At 50.2% G+C, this 16,273-nt stretch carries 17 protein-coding genes and 1 tRNA gene; 10 read left to right on the forward strand and 8 right to left on the reverse strand.

Annotation, left to right across the window (positions count from 1 at the left end; all coding sequences use genetic code 11):
- Positions 1–14: 14 nt before the first annotated feature.
- Together V5N47_RS09735 and V5N47_RS09740 are read left to right on the forward strand one after the other, a co-directional pair.
- Positions 15–1,001 carry a glutathione S-transferase family protein gene (locus tag V5N47_RS09735; protein ID WP_338727176.1) on the forward strand — a complete coding sequence of 329 codons (987 nt, stop codon included), beginning with the start codon at positions 15–17 and terminating at the stop codon, positions 999–1,001.
- Positions 1,002–1,089: 88 nt separating this feature from the next.
- A complete protein-coding gene (locus V5N47_RS09740; protein WP_338727177.1) occupies positions 1,090–1,278 on the forward strand; it encodes a hypothetical protein in 189 nt (62 codons plus the stop codon).
- Between the two features lie 185 nt (positions 1,279–1,463).
- Here V5N47_RS09740 and V5N47_RS09745 read toward each other — a convergent pair whose 3' ends face one another.
- The gene (locus V5N47_RS09745; protein ID WP_338727178.1) at positions 1,464–1,889 is read right to left on the reverse strand and encodes an Hsp20/alpha crystallin family protein; all 426 of its coding nucleotides are present in this window, start codon (positions 1,887–1,889) and stop codon (positions 1,464–1,466) included.
- Positions 1,890–2,052: 163 nt separating this feature from the next.
- Here V5N47_RS09745 and V5N47_RS09750 point away from each other — a divergent pair, with 163 nt between their 5' ends.
- Both V5N47_RS09750 and V5N47_RS09755 read left to right on the forward strand, forming a co-directional pair.
- Positions 2,053–2,487: a universal stress protein gene (locus V5N47_RS09750; protein ID WP_338727179.1), complete on the forward strand. Its 435-nt coding sequence runs from the start codon at positions 2,053–2,055 to the stop codon at positions 2,485–2,487.
- A 177-nt stretch (positions 2,488–2,664) separates the two neighbouring features.
- On the forward strand, positions 2,665–3,069 hold the full coding sequence (locus tag V5N47_RS09755) for a carboxymuconolactone decarboxylase family protein (protein WP_338727181.1): 405 nt from the start codon (positions 2,665–2,667) through the stop codon (positions 3,067–3,069).
- A 20-nt stretch (positions 3,070–3,089) separates the two neighbouring features.
- Here V5N47_RS09755 and V5N47_RS09760 read toward each other — a convergent pair whose 3' ends face one another.
- From V5N47_RS09760 to V5N47_RS09770, 3 genes are all read right to left on the reverse strand, one after another.
- Positions 3,090–3,497 carry a nuclear transport factor 2 family protein gene (locus V5N47_RS09760; RefSeq protein WP_338727182.1) on the reverse strand — a complete coding sequence of 136 codons (408 nt, stop codon included), beginning with the start codon at positions 3,495–3,497 and terminating at the stop codon, positions 3,090–3,092.
- A gap of 153 nt (positions 3,498–3,650) precedes the next feature.
- Complete coding sequence (locus V5N47_RS09765; protein ID WP_332897977.1) at positions 3,651–3,845, reverse strand: cold shock domain-containing protein; 195 nt, start codon at positions 3,843–3,845, stop codon at positions 3,651–3,653.
- A 2-nt stretch (positions 3,846–3,847) separates the two neighbouring features.
- The gene (locus tag V5N47_RS09770; protein WP_338727183.1) at positions 3,848–4,042 is read right to left on the reverse strand and encodes a cold-shock protein; all 195 of its coding nucleotides are present in this window, start codon (positions 4,040–4,042) and stop codon (positions 3,848–3,850) included.
- Between the two features lie 346 nt (positions 4,043–4,388).
- Between V5N47_RS09770 and V5N47_RS09775 the strand changes: the two genes are divergently transcribed.
- Positions 4,389–5,909, forward strand: a complete 1,521-nt coding sequence (locus V5N47_RS09775; protein ID WP_338727184.1) for an aldehyde dehydrogenase family protein — start codon at positions 4,389–4,391, stop codon at positions 5,907–5,909.
- A gap of 66 nt (positions 5,910–5,975) precedes the next feature.
- Here the strand turns inward: V5N47_RS09775 and V5N47_RS09780 are convergent, their stop codons facing one another.
- Positions 5,976–6,101 (reverse strand): hypothetical protein, encoded by a 126-nt coding sequence (locus V5N47_RS09780; RefSeq protein ID WP_338727186.1) that lies wholly within the window; start codon positions 6,099–6,101, stop codon positions 5,976–5,978.
- A 490-nt stretch (positions 6,102–6,591) separates the two neighbouring features.
- Here V5N47_RS09780 and V5N47_RS09785 point away from each other — a divergent pair, with 490 nt between their 5' ends.
- The gene (locus V5N47_RS09785) at positions 6,592–7,605 is read left to right on the forward strand and encodes a site-specific integrase (RefSeq protein ID WP_338727188.1); all 1,014 of its coding nucleotides are present in this window, start codon (positions 6,592–6,594) and stop codon (positions 7,603–7,605) included.
- A 144-nt stretch (positions 7,606–7,749) separates the two neighbouring features.
- Here V5N47_RS09785 and V5N47_RS09790 read toward each other — a convergent pair whose 3' ends face one another.
- Positions 7,750–9,327, reverse strand: a complete 1,578-nt coding sequence (locus V5N47_RS09790) for a phage/plasmid primase, P4 family (protein ID WP_338727190.1) — start codon at positions 9,325–9,327, stop codon at positions 7,750–7,752.
- Positions 9,328–9,666: 339 nt separating this feature from the next.
- On the opposite strand from V5N47_RS09790, the gene V5N47_RS09795 reads away from it, so the two are divergent.
- The 4 genes from V5N47_RS09795 (at position 9,667) to V5N47_RS09810 (ending at position 15,256) form a co-directional block, all read left to right on the forward strand.
- Entirely contained in the window at positions 9,667–10,641 is a 975-nt protein-coding gene (locus tag V5N47_RS09795; protein WP_338727191.1) for a DUF1837 domain-containing protein, read from the forward strand.
- The gene (locus V5N47_RS09800; protein ID WP_338727192.1) at positions 10,638–13,154 is read left to right on the forward strand and encodes a DEAD/DEAH box helicase; all 2,517 of its coding nucleotides are present in this window, start codon (positions 10,638–10,640) and stop codon (positions 13,152–13,154) included. Before V5N47_RS09795 ends, V5N47_RS09800 begins: the two co-directional genes overlap by 4 nt.
- A gap of 389 nt (positions 13,155–13,543) precedes the next feature.
- Positions 13,544–14,530, forward strand: coding sequence for a hypothetical protein (locus V5N47_RS09805; RefSeq protein ID WP_338727193.1), 987 nt, complete (start codon positions 13,544–13,546; stop codon positions 14,528–14,530).
- Between the two features lie 87 nt (positions 14,531–14,617).
- Positions 14,618–15,256 (forward strand): hypothetical protein, encoded by a 639-nt coding sequence (locus V5N47_RS09810; RefSeq protein WP_338727194.1) that lies wholly within the window; start codon positions 14,618–14,620, stop codon positions 15,254–15,256.
- A gap of 197 nt (positions 15,257–15,453) precedes the next feature.
- On the opposite strand, the gene V5N47_RS09815 is transcribed toward V5N47_RS09810, so the two are convergent.
- Positions 15,454–15,738, reverse strand: coding sequence for a hypothetical protein (locus tag V5N47_RS09815; protein WP_338727195.1), 285 nt, complete (start codon positions 15,736–15,738; stop codon positions 15,454–15,456).
- 426 nt (positions 15,739–16,164) lie between these two features.
- A tRNA-Phe gene (locus V5N47_RS09820) sits at positions 16,165–16,238 on the reverse strand.
- Positions 16,239–16,273: the final 35 nt, after the last annotated feature.

The raw sequence follows: 16,273 nt of genomic DNA on the forward strand, positions 1-16,273 counted from the left end.
CCTATGCACCGCCCATGAAGATGTTCAAAGATGGTGAGTGGGGCCATCATTACGAGTCGACGAACGAGTCCGGCGAGTTCGAGCGCCAGTCCACGATGTTCCGCGACTGGGTGGAAGCCGACCCAGACGCTGCGTACCCCGCCGAAGCCGGGCGCTACCACCTCTACGTCTCGTGGGCGTGTCCGTGGGCACACCGCACCGCGCTCATCCGTAGCCTCCGCGGCCTCGAAGACGTCGTCTCGATGGACGTGGTTGACCCCTACCGCGACGAAGGCGGCTGGCAGTTCACGCCCGACAAAGCCGGGTGTACCGCAGATTCACTCAACGACTTCGACTACCTGCGTGAGACGTACCTCGCTGCCGACCCGAACGTCACTGGGCGCGTGACCGTCCCGGTTCTCTGGGACAAGAAAACGGGTACCATCGTCAACAACGAGTCAAAAGAAATCCTCCGGATGCTCGACACCGCCTTCGCCGCGTTCGGAAACGACGTGACGCTCTACCCCGAGGGCTCCCACGAGGCGGTGGATACCATCACCGAGGCCATCTACGCACCCATCAACAACGGTGTCTACCGCGCTGGGTTCGCCAATTCACAGACGGCCTACGAGAACGCCGTCACCGAACTGTTCGACAGTCTCGACCACTGGGAGGAGGTACTCTCAGACCAGCGCTACCTCGCGGGGGACAAACTGACCGAGGCGGACATCTGCATGTTCACGACGCTCGTGCGCTTTGACCCGGTGTACGTCACCCACTTCCGGTGTAACCTCCGGCGCATCGTTGACTACCCGAACCTCTGGAACTACCTCAAAGACCTCTACCAGACCCCCGGCGTCGCGGAGACGGTGAACCTCGAACACATCAAAGAACACTACTTCACGACCCACGAGAGCCTAAATCCGAAGCAAATCATCCCGAAGGGGCCGGTGCTCGACTTCGAAGCGCCGCACGACCGCGACCGCCTCGCGGGCGGGCCACCTGCTGCGCTCATTCAGTAAATTCGGCTATTCAGCAACTCCAACACGTTGGTCGTTTTTTGCCCGGCAACGCAGATTCAAGTAGTTTGGTAACGTATAGCATTCGTCTATGCCAGATGCAAAACGTGGCCGAGAAAAGAAGGGCCTCCGGAAGGAGAAACAACTGCTCGCGGCTGAGGCTGAACGAGAACTGGCAGTGGTTAACGAAGACCAACAACTCGAAGACTTCGAAGAAGACGTAGAAGACGTCACACTCGAAGACATCTTGCGTGATGAGGGAGAGCCGTTCGACGCATAACTTCGCACCTTTTTCCTTGTTGAGGGAGGCGGTCGCTCCCGCTGTGTGTCTGTAAAAATCGAAAAACTGCAATGAAACACTGTCGCAACGACAGTTAAATAGCGTCGGGTGCCCGCCGTCCGGTGAGACAGTTCGCTCAGTTCAGGCAACGAAGTTGCCAACCCTCGCAAACGCTTCGCGTTTCCTCAGTCGTTAATCTCGATGCGGTGGCTGCTGTCGTCCATCGTTTCTTCGGTTGGGAGGTGGATTTCGAGGACGCCGTTGCGGTACGACGCGGTGATGTCGGCTTCCCGAATCTCGCCGGGAATCGTCATCTGCTCGTGCACCTGGCGGCGCTGGGAGGTGTACTCGTCTGTTGCCTCGTGGGTGCCCGTAATCGTGAGCACGCTGTTGTCGAAGCGAACGTCGAGTTCTTCCTTCTCGAAGCCCGGCATGTCCGCGAGGACGACGTAGCCTTCCTCGTCGGTTTCGAGGGTCATGTTGCTCCCTGCGTGGCGGAATTCGGGAGTGAAGTCACTCCACTCCATGCCGCCAAGGGGCGAGCGCATCATTCGCTCGCGCATCTGTTCCATCAGGCGGTCCATCTCGTCAAAGCGGTCGTTGATTCGCATGGTAGGTTACCGACATCCTTATAAGTGCTTTGAGATATTAAACGTAGCGTAACCTGTGATAGCAAGGGTAAAATCGCCTGAAAGGGTTGCCTTTACCTGAAGTAAATCTCAATGGGCTGGAATCGGGGTGCACTACTATTATCCCGCCGGTTGTAACTCATGTATGTACCAAAACATTTTGCTCCCCACTGACGGAAGCGCCGGCACGCAAAAGGCTATCGAGCAGGCGATTAACCTTGCTTCAACCTACGACGCGACGCTTCACGCGCTCTACGTCATCGACACCGCCGCGTTCGCCCCCGAAGTGGACGTGGGCCTCATCATCGACACCCTCGAGACAAACGGGGGACAGGCTGTTGCGGACATAAAAGACCAAGCAGTCGAAGCGGGCATCGTCACCGAAACGACCATCGAGAGCGGTTCGCCCCACCGAGAGATCCTGCGCTACATCGAGGACAACGACATCGACCTCGTCGTGATGGGGACTCACGGACGAAAAGGACTCGGCCGGTACCTCCTCGGGAGCGTCACCGAAAAAGTCGTCCGCAGCTCGCCGGTCCCGTGCCTCACCGTCCGCATGACCGAGATAGACGACTGAGTTACAGCACGCCGTGACTCTCCGAATCTTCAACGCGTAGGGATGGAATCTTTGCGTTCGGTGTCGTACTTGCTAGCGGTGATCGTACGGATAGCGCAGATCACCGTGGAAGGAGTGTCCTGTGCGTGACAATTCGCGACACGGGTTGCGCACAGTAACAACACATGAGGACAGCCTATGGCAACAGCAACCAAACGAGGGCCGTCGTACGACGAAACACTCGAGGACATCAAAGAGACGCTTGGCATCGTGCCGGGCTGGTTCGAAGCACTACCATCGGAAGATGTCATCGCTGAGTGGCCCACTTTCAAGCGATACGCTGTAGAAGAGACAGAGATACCAGCAAAATATCGAGAACTGATTGGCCTTGCGGTCGCGGCCAATCTCAAGTGTCCGTACTGCGTGGCCTTCCACAAAGGGGCCGCAGAAATGAACGGAGCAACGGACGCTGAGTTAGCCGAACTGTTCACGCTTGCGAGCTACACGGCTCGCTACAGTGCCATATTGCACGCACAGCACTACGACATGGACACGTTCATGCGCGAGTTCGAACAGATCGGCGAACATCTCTCGGGAAGCTAATCCCGCGAGCATTTTTTTGATTAGAGCGACCCACTCGTCTGTGGAACAACCGTCACCGCAGACAGCTTCCACTCGCCATCGACGCGCTCGAACTCGTCTTCGTAGCGCCCTTGCATCCACTGTTGGGTACCCTCGCTATCGGTGTACATGAGCAACACATACCAGCGACCGGTCGCCTCGTCGCCCGCCACGTCGATGACGGGGTTCATGAGCAGGTGGGCGGTGTGGTCGTACATCTCATCGAAAATTTCGGTTGCGAAGTACTGGAGCCCTTTCTCGCCTTCTGCCCGGTCTTCTCCCGCCCGCCCGAACGAGCCGTCTTCGGTGAACAGCGAGACCCACGCGTCGTACTCGTTGTCGTCGATGAGATGGCAGTATTCGTGTTTGAGCTGACTGATTTCGAGATGGTCTTCGATAGCTGATGCCATGATACACCCTCGGACGAACGCGGGAAGTAAGTTTGCGTGGCGGTAGCTCACTGGTCACACGCTGGATGCGTCGCTCGAATTCCGCACGCGGCGCTCACGGCCGTAAAATACTCTGAGAAAGTTTAGTAGTTAGTTCTGAACGAAAAACCCGATTTACAGGCGGGTGACGTTCTTCGCGCGAGGGCCTTTGTCGGCCTGCTCGATGTCGAACTCGACTTCGGTCCCCTCTTCGAGGTCCGGGCCGCCGACGTCTTCCATGTGGAAGAATACGTCGTCGTCTGCGTCGTCCGTCTTGATGAAACCGTAGCCGCCGGTGTCGTTGAAGAAGTCGACTTTACCTTTCGCCATGATTACAGACGCTCCAGGTTCGTTGCGCGTGGACCCTTGTCGGCCTGCTCGATGTCGAACTCAACTTCCTGCCCTTCCTCGAGGTCCGGGCCGCCGACGTCTTCCATGTGGAAGAATACGTCGTCGTCTGCGTCGTCCGTCTTGATGAAACCGTAACCGCCTGTGTCGTTGAAGAAATCAACGTTACCTTTCGCCATTACCTTTGGATCGAGGGACTTGCCACTGTTAAGTCTTCTGAATACAGTTTCAAGATTTGAAAATCTACGAGACATATACCGACTTTCGAACGACAAATGGCTACTTATTGCTCGCACTTGGGCAATTTTGGCAAATAATGTGTGTAATCGTCAGTTCAGCACGCTACTCTGTTGGTCTTGGCAGTTTCGGCACTGTATCGCGCTCGTCAGTTGGTTGCGTGGCACACAACGTAACCATTTTCTCCCTATTTTCAGCCGTATCCGACTCATTGTAACTATAATCGGTTTCCTTCCGCCCATGTGCGGATTCACACTTAAGCCGGGTGACCGTCCATATCCAGCTACAATGACCACTGAGTCTGGAGACGCACCTGAGGACAGACAGACGATTAGCGACCGCCACGCGGACACGGCAGCAGAGGTCGTTCCAGACCAACTCGGTCTCTACATCGGCGGCGAGTGGGTCGAGAGCGCCTCCGGCGAGACATTCGAAACCCGCGACCCGACCACCGGAGACGTACTCGCAGAACTCCAAGCCGGGAACGCAGACGACGTAGACCGCGCCGTAACGGCCGCCCAGACCGCGTTCGACGAGGAGTGGAAACAGACCGGCCCCGCGAAACGCCAGAAGCTCCTCGAAACCATCGCAGACCGCATCTCCGCCAACCGCGAAGCGTTCGCGCAACTCGAAACTCTCGACAACGGCAAACCAATCAACGAAGCGCGCGCAGACGTCTACCTCGCCGCAGAACACTTCCGCTACTTCGCGGGCGTGACGCGCTCGCTCGAAGGCGAAACCGTCCCGTCCGACGGCCCGCGCCAGATTCAGACCGTCCACGAGCCATTCGGCGTCGTTGGCCAAATCATCCCGTGGAATTTCCCGCTCCTGATGGCGTCGTGGAAACTCGCCCCTGCGCTCGCCGCGGGCAACACGATTGTACTCAAACCAGCGGAAGAAACGCCGCTCACCGCGCTCAAGCTCATGGCCGAGATCGACGACGTGCTCCCCGACGGCGTCGTGAACGTCGTCACCGGCTTCGGCCCGGACGCGGGCGAACCGCTCACCAAACACTCGGGCGTGCACAAACTCGCTTTCACCGGTTCGACGGAAATCGGCAAGCAGGTCATGAAAAACGCCGCAGACCGCGTCGCGGACGTGACGCTCGAACTCGGTGGGAAGAGTCCGCTCGTCATCTTCCCCGACGCCAACCTGAAAAAGGCGGTCGCGATTACGAACATCGCCATCTTCTACAACACCGGTGAGTGCTGTACGGCTGGCTCGCGCCTGTTCGTCCACAAAGACATCGCAGAGGAGTTCTTGGAGCAACTCACCGAAACTGCAGAGAGTCTCACCATCGGCGACCCACTGCTCGACGACACGCGCATGGGGCCAAAGGTTTCAACGGAGCAAGTAGAACGCACGCTTTCGTACGTCGAGAAGGCGCGTGACGCAGGCGCGACCATCCTCACGGGTGGCGCCGCACCCGAGGACGATGCCCTCGAAGCAGGCAGTTTCGTCTCCCCGACACTCATCACGAATATCGACCACGACCACGAGGCCGTCCAAGAGGAAATCTTCGGCCCCGTCCTCGAAGTGTTCGAGTGGGACGACTACGACGAGATGATGGCACTCGCAAACGACGTGGACTACGGCCTCGCCGCCGGGGTCGTGACCGACGACCTCACAAAAGCGAACAAGGCCGCCCGTGACTTAGAAGCCGGGACGGTCTGGGTAAATCAGTACAACGACTTCCCAGACGGGATGCCGTTTGGCGGCTACAAGCAGTCCGGTATCGGCCGCGAGCGCGCCCGCGAAACCGTCTATCACTACACGCAGACCAAGAGCATCGACATCTCGCTTCGCTGAACTTCACTGGATTGCGGTTTTCGGTATCTCACGTTCCTTTTTCGTCTTTCGCCGTCCTCGCTCGCGTCAGTTTCCAAGCCACCGCACGACGAGGCCAACGAGCAACACCAACGCGCCACCGATGAACGTCCCCGGGATTGGCAGCACGAACAGTCCCGCACCAAACGCCAAGATGAGTGTTGAGGTTCGCATGGCTGTGGGTTTCCGTGTGCCACGGTTACCGCTTGTGGCCAGTCGCATTTTACGAGAACCGTCTCGTTCTCCGATAGAAATTGCTGACTCTATTGGCTCGCCTTCCCACCGATAGTGGCATTTTGTGAGTTCGAGCGTCGTTTCACCGCGACGTACTCAACATGGGGAGAGAGACGGGGCTTCGTTTCACTCGGCACCGCTCGCTCCCTGCTTCAAATCGCGCTCCGATAGAATGTTCACGGTCGACAGCTCACTCGCTGCGCTCGTTCGTGTTGTCGGCCGTAGAAACTGCCGCCTCCCGGATTGTGAACCGATGAAAGATTCGTTCCACTCGTCTTTCAGGATACAAATCGCTCGTGAGCATTTTCACTGCTCACGTTGTTCGCAGGAAAATGCCGCCTCCCGGATTTGAACCGGGGGACGAAAACCCTCAGTCAACCGCCGTCCGGGACTCAGCTAACTCACAATTGGTGTTCTGCGGAGAGCAACAATGTCCGAACTCGAACCACTCGCTCCCGCAGAAGCAAAGGAAATGTTCACCGCTCAACGGAGTGGTGAAGTATCAGAGAAGACCCTACAGGGCTACCATTACCGACTCAAGCCGTTTGTCCAATGGTGTGCTCAAGAGGGGATCTCGAATCTAAATAACTTGACTGCTCGATCACTCCACAAATACCGTTTGTGGAGAAAAGAAGACGGGGATCTGAAGACGATTACGTTGAAAGGTCAACTCTCTACGCTCCGCGTTTTCGTGAAGTTCTGTGAGGCTGTTGATGGAGTCGAACAAGGCTTGCACGACAAGATACTAATACCGACGGTTGAAGACGAGGAAGCCGTCAGTAGTAGTATACTCGAAGCTGAGCAGGCCGAGAAAATGCTTGAGTATCTCAGAAAATTCGAATACGCATCGAAAAGACACGCACTATTCACTGTCCTTTGGCACACCGGCTGTCGAATGGGTGCTGCACATGCCATTGATATAGGGGACTTCAATCCCGAAAATCAATCTCTATCAATCCGCCATCGTCCCAAGACAGGGACCACTCTGAAGAATAAGCAGAGTGGAGAACGAATTTGCGCTCTTTCGGAAGAGGTGTGTGAGACACTCCAGGATTACATCTGTGTCAACCGAGATGCCGTCAAGGATGATCACGGGAGAGAGCCGTTATTCACGACTCGCTATGGTCGAATGCACCGTTCGAAAATTCGAGAGATGGTGTATGCCGCGACTCGTCCTTGTGCCTATGACGAGAAGTGTCCGCATGATCGCAACCCCAACTCCTGCGAGGCGGCCACCTATACGAAGGCAAGCAAGTGCCCTTCGAGTGTGTCCCCTCACGATATTCGGAGAGGATCGATCACGCATCTCTTGAGGAACGACGTTCCAAAACAGGTCGTTTCAGATCGAGTGAATTCATCCCCTGAAACGCTCGAAAAACACTACTCACAACTCACCGAGGAAGAGAAAATGGAACAGCGAAGAGATTATCTCGATAGTTTGTAGGTGATTTCGCACAGTTAGAATTGGCGAGTAATCACACTGACGCGGCCTGTTTTTCGGAAGTCTGTCTTCCGACGAGGAGGTGGTTCATGGGGTCGTTTTGAATATCTGCCAATGGTATGATGCGAAGTCACATCGTCACATCTGTCACGCTTGTTTCTGTAGCATTATCCCTGTGAACACTCGTGGTTTCTCACCGTCAACTCGTCTTTGGCTTTCGCCAACCGTGTTACGACGCTTCAACTGAGAGGTGAATTCCCGCTTTGAAACAGGTTCCAAATTCTCTGAGTCTGTATACTGCTTGTAGGCGGTATATGCGTCTGATTTTGTAACGAACGCTCCACTATCACGCTCAAGACAATTCTGGTAAAACTGCTCAACAGAACTTCCGTATCTGTCCCATATATTTCGACTTTCCGCTGGCGTGGGCTCGTTTGAGAACTTACCCTGTTCTTCCAAGCGTTGAAAGCCTTGAATGGCCCAATTGAGTACTCCTGACAAACTTTCAGACGTAGTAAGCCGCTTAGTCAATTGTGGGTCCTGTTCAGATCTTGGTATGCTGTTCGGGAAGACGATGGTCAACCATCTGTTCCAAAACCCATCATCGTCTGCCTGATGCTTTGGAGCACGATTTGCCGAAAATATGTGCTTGGTGCGAGGTCTGAATGAGAAGGGTTTCTCGTGTTTTCTTTCCGCAGTCATTCCATTACCTGCAACCAGCTTTTTGAACTTCCCTCCGTTCCTAATATCGTTAGTACTGAGGTCGTCGCTGACGTTTACGGGAGTCCCAATTAATTCGGCTTCTCCCCATCTCTCGTTTGCGAGGTATTGTACCGATAGATTGGTTGTGTTCTCAAACCCGAACAAGGACTGGATCACATCGAGGAGAACACTCTTTCCTGCGTCTGTCGGACCAAAGATGACCATTGCTTTCTTCTGATCCATTTTGGGCTGTAGAGAATAGCCCACGAACTCCTGCAGCATCGGGACCTTTTCAGCAGGACAAACTTGACCAAGGAAATTCTGAAATTCGTCACAGTCTGCATCCCCATCGTATTCAACTGGAAGATGCCATCTGAAATGGTGCTCTGGGCTGTGGTGTTCGAGGGTTCCAGTTGTGAGGTCAACAACTCCGTTCTCTACACAGATTTTGGTATCTGGCTGTCGGAAGTCGTCCCTGTCTACGTAGGTTTGTGCTTTGATTCGATCAATGAGATGGTTTACTTCAGTTTTTGAGTAAAATTCCTGGAGTACCTTATCTAAGTGCTCTTTGAGTAATTGCTTAGTCTGGTCTTCGAAAACGCCCTTTTCATCTCTGTACCAGTACAGCTTCTCTGCCTCCCGCATCGTAGCAAATGTAAACTCTGATTGAAGCTGTTCAACAGCCGCAAGACGGGCTTTTTTCTTCCTACCACGCTCATCATACATCTCCCGAATGTGACGCCACTGTGCTTGCGGTGTTTCCTTTTGAACAGTCCATACGTCCTTGTTTCGAATGAAATGCAGAAATGATTCAACATATTTGTCTTCCAGTTCTTGGTCAATAGCTGTGAGAACTGAGAAGTCAAGCGACTCTTCTGCCATCTTCACCATTTCGTCGGCAGTGTGATCACCTGTCTCTCGTACGTAGATGGTGTGTTCATCGGGTGCAACCCAATCCTCGGGCGAATTCGTAATCGAATTCACAAGAATTTCTTGCTGCTCATTTAGCTCGACACTATTCATTGTTCACCCCTCCTTCATTGCAAAAGGGGGTTTGCGGGTTGTACAGCTGTAGCTCATCAGTCGGATTGTTTGGACTCATGGTTGTGATCGTCCGTGACGGGGCGAGTATTCGGTCACGATGCACCGATTTCCGTCAACCGTCCCGAACGCATCTATGTCGAGGAGCAGATCTTTCTTAAGTCATTTTGCCTCATATGGGGCAAGCAGACGACGCGATTTTTTCGTCTTGAAGAGGGTTCGAATCTCCGCGTTAGGAGGATTGCTACCCAAAAAACTACTAGTCACGGAGTATTGATTGTCCAAAAACAATATGTTGTCACGCTGTGAGATGCTGGACGAATGACTTCCTCGGGAGCAGATTGGTCGGACTCTACGATCATCAAATCCAGCGAACTTGACAATTTCTTCTATGAATCTATGGATGATGAGGACGAGAATGTGATTATCCATGGGTATTCGATCAAAGTTTTAGAATCTGGGTTCAATTACTCGGGATTGGAAGAATATCTTGGAGACAAATTCGCCGACTACGTATTCCCATCTAAGAAAAAACAAGAGTTGCTTGATAAAGGGAAATCTCCTGCAGTTAGGGCTCAGCAGAAAGCGGGCTTCAATAAGGACTACCAAAGAGATGGGAACCTTGGTGAATTCCTTCTTTTCTTGCTGGTCGATGGCTATTTTGACATTCCGATGATCTCCCACAAGATCATCTACAAGCAAAACTACCAACACGAGGTATATGGCTCAGACAACCTCTTCTTTGGTGAATTCAAAGATCGTGAACACATTGGAGTTGGCGAGGCAAAGATCTATGGCGGAATAACCGATGGTGTAAGGGCTGCTGTTGAGAGTATAGGTGACTTCCACAACGAGAATTCTCGAAGGTATATGGAGCAGGAATTAAGTCTTGCCCCTAAGAATATCAGCCGGAATTTAAACGAGCAACAGATCGATTATCTTGCGGATGTAATGGTTGATGGAGGTTATTCTGATTTCCCCATATTCCATCCTGTGTTCATCTGTTACGGTCAGGAGGATTTGAAAGATGTGGAGGATGTGACCAAATCCATCGACGAAATTGAAGATGAAATATCTGAGATTCTGAAGGATGAAGATTATATTTCAAAAATCGACAATCAGGTTGAGCAAGGTCATCATAGAATTAATCGAGCTCACCTACTCTTTCTCATATTACCCGTCGCGGATTTGGATGAATTCAGGAAGCGCATGTTGACTTCGATTGTTCCGGGTATTGGGCCCGCCATCTCCCCTGAAGATGATTCAGACGACTCCAAGACCGAGGTTGAATCATGACTACGTTTTCTTCGGCCGCTAGAATGGAAGTGTTTGTAAAATCAATTGACGAACTAACGAAGTCGGTGTTCTTCGAAGATATTGGACAGGAATACGAAATTCAGGTTTCGGATAAAGATCTGAAAAAGTCTGCTTGGATTAGCTCACTGTTAGCAGATAGTGATGATGACCAACATCGAAAGAAGGCACTCTCGTTTGCTGTTTTACTATACGTGTCCAAACGAGAAGGAGAGCAAGAGCCGCTCTATCGCAGGTATCTATATACAATTCTTTCTCGCCTTGGAAATATCCCGACTGCTAACGCCCTTGCAGACCAATTTGAGGGCGATGTGATTGAGATTACAGAAGCGGGATCGCTGTTAGACGCAGAAATCAATTTCACAGAAGAGTTCTATCGGTTTGATGACGAGATAATCTTCACTGAGTTTCAAAAAAGGGTTTGGGCAAACTTGGATGAAGATTACTTCGTTTTCTCTGGACCTACTTCGTCGGGGAAGTCGTTCCTTCTACAGACGTATATTAATTATAAAATTGAAGAAAATTCGGAATTCCAGGGAATATATTTAGTGCCATCAAGGGCCTTGATCTCGGAGGTCAGTTCAGACTTCAAGCAGAAGTTGTCCGACGATGTTGAAGTACGGACTGGAGCATATCTTGATGAACTGGGCGACAGCTACCTCTTGGTGTTAACACCAGAACGGTGCCTACAGTTGTTTGATTACGAAGATGATGAAGAAGTCGATTTTGACTTGATTTTCCTTGACGAAATTCAGGAATTAGAGAGTAAGAGCAGAGGGCCACTTTTTGAGGATGTAATGGGGAACCTGGAAGAGATCTGGGACTCTGCTCAGATATTAGCGGCAGGGCCTAACATTAGTAACCCCACTGAAATCTTAGAAGAAGTCGTAAAGGGAGATGCAAGTGACATTCAATCGATGTTTAATCCTGCTGTCCACATTGAAGCCAACTTTACCTTCCATAAGCGTGATAACAAAATATACCTCACCCTTGAAAGTCCGTCTGGTACCACATTAGAGGAAAAAATCACCAGACCAACTGGACTGAGTTACTCCACAATTGGTGGGCCGAAAAAAGAGGCTGTGAGGAAGTTTGATGAGGAGTATGGCGGAAGCGGACAAACCTTAGTATATTCTCCCTTGACGCGGACCGCAGAATCTTTGGCAGAAGGGTTGGCGGAATCACGAAATAAACAGGAGATCTCTGGCAGGTGTGAGAGTCTAATTGACTACCTTGAAAGGACAATTCACGAAGAGTACACCCTAGCGCAAACTCTGAAGCAAGGTGTTGCATTTCACCACAGTGGTGTTCCCCAAGTTGCTAGAGAGGAAATAGAGGCGTTGTTCAAGAAAGAAAAGATCGACGCAATTGCATCTACTTCTACGCTACTTCAAGGGGTCAATTTACCTGCGGAAAAGATGTACATATTGGATCCATCAAAGGGTAATAATCATGTCTTGTCCGACCATGAGTTTGAGAATTTATTAGGAAGAGTTGGTAGAGTTGGGGAGAAAATGTATGGGACCATATATTATATTGACAGAGAAGATGATGAGTGGGCAACTGACAGGATTGGAAAATCAACAAATAAAGAAGTGAAGTCGGCTACAAGAAAGGCAATCTCTGAAAACCGCTCAGAGTTGATAGAGAAGGTTGATGATGAGGATATTAATCGAATTGAAGACAAAGGAGTGCGGTATACTATTACACTTCTCAGGAACAAGTATTTGAAAGATAGTAAGGATATGGGCTCATATCTAGAGAAAAAGGGTGTTTCTCCGGAGGAGGTTTCTGAAATAGAAGCGCGTCTCGCCCCAGTCTTAGATGATTTGGCGATTCCACCAGAAATTCTAAAGAAAAACCCGACAGTTGACCCCGTTCTACAGAATCAATTATATACTAATGTAGTTGACAATCAAGACATTTGGGAGATTCACCCTTCAAACATGCGTAGTGACTTTTTCAGGGTGACTCGGATGTTGAATACAATTTTCAAATTCGCTGAAGATCCGGAAGGAGGGGTCGAGGATGTTGGCCCCTCTGATTTACACTCTCACAAGCTGATTCTCAGTCTATACCAAGGATACCACTGGATAACCGCTAAGGATTACAAACAGATGATCTCGCTACGACGTGATGCACTGAATGAGAAATATGTCTCCACCTCAATTAAGAACGTCATGAAAACCATCCGAAAAGATGTTCAATATCTGTTTGTCAAATATTATAAAATACTATGCGACATTTTCCGTCAAATGGAGGGGTACGACAATTCATTTATGTTGAACTTTGATAAACGGTTGGAGAGAGGATCTGCAAATCCCGCGCATCTGAAGATGATGGATATGGGAATCGATCGTTCAATAGCAATCGAGTATACTCCTCCCGAAGATGAGGACCCTGAAGAATATTTGCAGTCGATGTTTCCGTCGATGGATCCCTTGTATCAGAGGCATTTACAGAATGCAGGATTGAACACGGGAGACGCAGAATAGTTTTGATTCAGGAAATTTGGCGTGCCACAGTTGTCACACCCTCTGGTATACCTTTGTTTGTCAATACGGTTGTTTGTCGATTATCGTAATCACTTGATGATATTCTTGTGACAACCGTGACGTGCTATTTGGGACTGATTTCGTCAAATATGCCTTGTGAGTGGACGCTATCATCCTTTTCACCCGCATTCCGGTGCAGTAGCTCCGGATTCGGAAACCGCAGTAATCACACTGGAACCTCCACTACTCCAGCAGATGCGTGTATACGGAAACCACTTGCCCGGTGTGATTAATCGATATACAGTCCTTGGGTGGAAAATTTTGGAAACCCAATCAACTGTGATTGTTGAGCAGCAGGTTTTTCAGGTTGGTGATCGCTTTGGTAATAAATGACAGAGCTTGTATTCCCCTTATATAACGTACATATGCCTGAGGCAGAGTATACAAACGACCAATATGAAATTCGAATTGAACTTCTCGAAGGGGCGGAGGAATTTGAGAACCAGCGTCGAGAAAATGGTAGTGAATATGCCCACGGGTATTGGCATACAGCCAACGCCTATATTGACCAGCCTATCGAAGAAGCGAAGAATATCATCGATGTTCTTTCTCAGATTCTGTCGTTTGCTCTAAACCGTGACGTACGGTTTAACGGATATTATGAAGGAGATGATCCAGATGCTCCATTTTTGACGATGAGCATTTGCAAATTCGACATAGACAATACGAATCTCAAACTGATACACGGAGTGCCAGGAGGTCAATCGAACCCCGGTGTCAGAATCGGTCCGTTTCTGGACACAGCTCTCGACACTGTTTTATCTGCAAATGAAGGGGCGAAGAAGCAGAAAATGAGGACGATTAGTCAATTCCTGGAAGCAACTGCTGTGAATTTTGCATCAACCAAATTTATTATTTTATGGATGGCTCTTGAATCCAGTGCGAATCAAAATTATACAGAGTATCGAGAAGCGATGGGTGACCTATTCACAGATGACGAAATAGAATGGGTTATCGGCACGGTATTGCGTAGTCTCGAATCCGGACTCAGCGATAAACAATTGGACGTTCTGGAGTATCGGTTTAACAAGAGATACTTGTATGAACATAGTGCTGCTGTCAAAATCAAAATATATCTTGAATACCTCGACATTGGATTTGACATGGATGAGATTGAGGAGATCATCCAACATTCCCGAGAGATTAGGAATGTTGTTGTGCATGAAAGTGATGGCAGTCCAATTATCGATAATACAGAGCGCTTGGTTGAACTAAGGAAGATTGTAATTTTTGTAATACTTCGAAAGCTTGGAATTGGCAAGGAATTCCAAGAACGTCTGATTACTCCTCAAATAATGGGGCCAGATATTTCGTAGGGGTAGTCGGCCTGCTAATGGACTTTTCATTGGTCACAGATTTAGTATATCAAATTGCTCAAGTAGAGGTGGGAAGACTACTGGAACATGTCCGATGTAAGTCCTCGACAACTTCGACATTTTAGATCGCTCTTCGCCGCATTCTTCATAATAGCAACTGTGTTTGTTTTGGTTTATTGTGTTTTCCCTAGCTCATTCCTTAATTCCGCTGTTCCTACAGCGTTTACCCTCTCAATTTCAACCGTCTCAATCATTATCGCAATATACTCATTCACGTCACCAAGCAAGTGGTACCCAGAAGACGTACGCCATATTGTTCACACTTCTGACCCATCTGACTGGGAGTTTAGCGAAACAGACGAAGGTGAAAAATTAGTCTACAAAAATGACCGCTCTATCAGTATTGAGACAGCTCAGGTGAGTGGATTTATGGACTATCACGAACCCTGGATGGATGTTTTTGAGAAAACAGAGGGAACACGATATAAAGCTAAAATCTTGAAGGATCGTCACGAATACGACTACTGTTATTTGGTGTGGGTTGACGGAAAGATCCTGGTCCCAGAGCCAAACAAGTGGGGTGGAGAGACTATATCACATATGGGGGACCGTGTAGCTCGTTTAATAGAGATGGCCCGCGCTCAGGGAATACGGCCGTCTATGGACGAGCAGAAAGAGATATACGAGCAAACAATCGATTTTGTGGGCTTCGAAGTCGAAGACTAAGCATTCTTGTTCGAAACTGCTAGCGGATCGGGGGCCTTTGAACGATCTGTCTTAGATGATGAGAAAGGCAGTCACATCTGCGATTCGTTGGAGGATACTTGGATCGACCAAACCTCCGTTCCAAAAGAAGAAATCAAATAGGAAGTACAGTGCCAGCAGGCTCCCAATAAGTCTCCCAATTGCTTCCATAGCTTATCTCAAAACATCGAATCGAAGCCGTTCCCTCGCTGTTGGTCACTATCCTTCTCGTAGAATCTCCCACCACATTTTGTACAAACAATTACCGTAGTACCGTCTCCCATTTGCCCGCCGAACCCGCCGAAGGTAGCACCAGTTGAACGCTGAACTGTTTGAGACTCCTTGTACTCGGGGTCACAGTCGCACAGGTCGTTATCGTCTTGTACCTCTTCAAACTCCGAAGGGGCAGTCTCAAGCGGATCTTCGATGGTGTTGTTTTCCCAAGGTCCATCGTTATCGAACATTGTACGGTTCTGAGTACGTGATTTAAATACAAAAGTGTTCTTTGTTAAACAATGCCAAACGCTGGATCTCTACCTCAGTATGGTACATTTCTCCGGATCAGTTGCGCAATCTCTCAGACACCTTCGAAAATTCCTATTAAAAAAAGAAGCGATCATCAGACCTCCTTCAAATCGGATTTACAGAGTACGGGCAGGCGCGTGTGATTACTGGATCTTATTCGAGTCAGTCCGGAATCCGACTTGATGATTCCGTGCGTGTTTCGCACAAACACCGGCGAAAGAACTAGGTTCCCTCGTCACGTCTGCGCTATTGCAGAACATCATACGTGAACGGGTGCGTCCAGTCACTGGTTGAACTCCTAAGTGATTAATCAAAAACGCACGAAGGCGAAGGGGTAGTCGAATACCCTTCAACCAGTAAGGGGATGCCGCCTCCCGGATTTGAACCGGGGACAGCCCGATCTTCAGTCGAGTGCTCTCCCAGGCTGAGCTAAGGCGGCGCACTTCGCTTGTGTGCAATCGGACGGAGGGTGAC

It is taken from the genome of Haladaptatus sp. DJG-WS-42, from assembly GCF_037198285.1.
Classification (GTDB): domain Archaea; phylum Halobacteriota; class Halobacteria; order Halobacteriales; family Halococcaceae; genus QDMS2.

Excerpts from the sequence above, each read along its gene's own strand:
- V5N47_RS09760 (WP_338727182.1), bottom strand. The coding sequence starts at position 3,497 with ATGGCATCAGCTATCGAAGACCATCTCGAAATCAGTCAGCTCAAACAC.
- V5N47_RS09775 (WP_338727184.1), top strand. The coding sequence starts at position 4,389 with ATGACCACTGAGTCTGGAGACGCACCTGAGGACAGACAGACGATTAGC.
- V5N47_RS09785 (WP_338727188.1), top strand. The coding sequence starts at position 6,592 with ATGTCCGAACTCGAACCACTCGCTCCCGCAGAAGCAAAGGAAATGTTC.
- V5N47_RS09745 (WP_338727178.1), bottom strand. The coding sequence starts at position 1,889 with ATGCGAATCAACGACCGCTTTGACGAGATGGACCGCCTGATGGAACAG.
- V5N47_RS09795 (WP_338727191.1), top strand. The coding sequence starts at position 9,667 with ATGACTTCCTCGGGAGCAGATTGGTCGGACTCTACGATCATCAAATCC.
- V5N47_RS09810 (WP_338727194.1), top strand. The coding sequence starts at position 14,618 with ATGTCCGATGTAAGTCCTCGACAACTTCGACATTTTAGATCGCTCTTC.
- V5N47_RS09765 (WP_332897977.1), bottom strand. The coding sequence starts at position 3,845 with ATGGCGAAAGGTAAAGTCGACTTCTTCAACGACACCGGCGGCTACGGT.
- V5N47_RS09805 (WP_338727193.1), top strand. The coding sequence starts at position 13,544 with ATGACAGAGCTTGTATTCCCCTTATATAACGTACATATGCCTGAGGCA.
- V5N47_RS09780 (WP_338727186.1), bottom strand. The coding sequence starts at position 6,101 with ATGCGAACCTCAACACTCATCTTGGCGTTTGGTGCGGGACTGTTCGTG.
- V5N47_RS09815 (WP_338727195.1), bottom strand. The coding sequence starts at position 15,738 with ATGTTCGATAACGATGGACCTTGGGAAAACAACACCATCGAAGATCCG.
- V5N47_RS09740 (WP_338727177.1), top strand. The coding sequence starts at position 1,090 with ATGCCAGATGCAAAACGTGGCCGAGAAAAGAAGGGCCTCCGGAAGGAG.
- V5N47_RS09770 (WP_338727183.1), bottom strand. The coding sequence starts at position 4,042 with ATGGCGAAAGGTAACGTTGATTTCTTCAACGACACAGGCGGTTACGGT.
- V5N47_RS09790 (WP_338727190.1), bottom strand. The coding sequence starts at position 9,327 with ATGAATAGTGTCGAGCTAAATGAGCAGCAAGAAATTCTTGTGAATTCG.
- V5N47_RS09755 (WP_338727181.1), top strand. The coding sequence starts at position 2,665 with ATGGCAACAGCAACCAAACGAGGGCCGTCGTACGACGAAACACTCGAG.
- V5N47_RS09800 (WP_338727192.1), top strand. The coding sequence starts at position 10,638 with ATGACTACGTTTTCTTCGGCCGCTAGAATGGAAGTGTTTGTAAAATCA.
- V5N47_RS09735 (WP_338727176.1), top strand. The coding sequence starts at position 15 with ATGAAGATGTTCAAAGATGGTGAGTGGGGCCATCATTACGAGTCGACG.
- V5N47_RS09750 (WP_338727179.1), top strand. The coding sequence starts at position 2,053 with ATGTACCAAAACATTTTGCTCCCCACTGACGGAAGCGCCGGCACGCAA.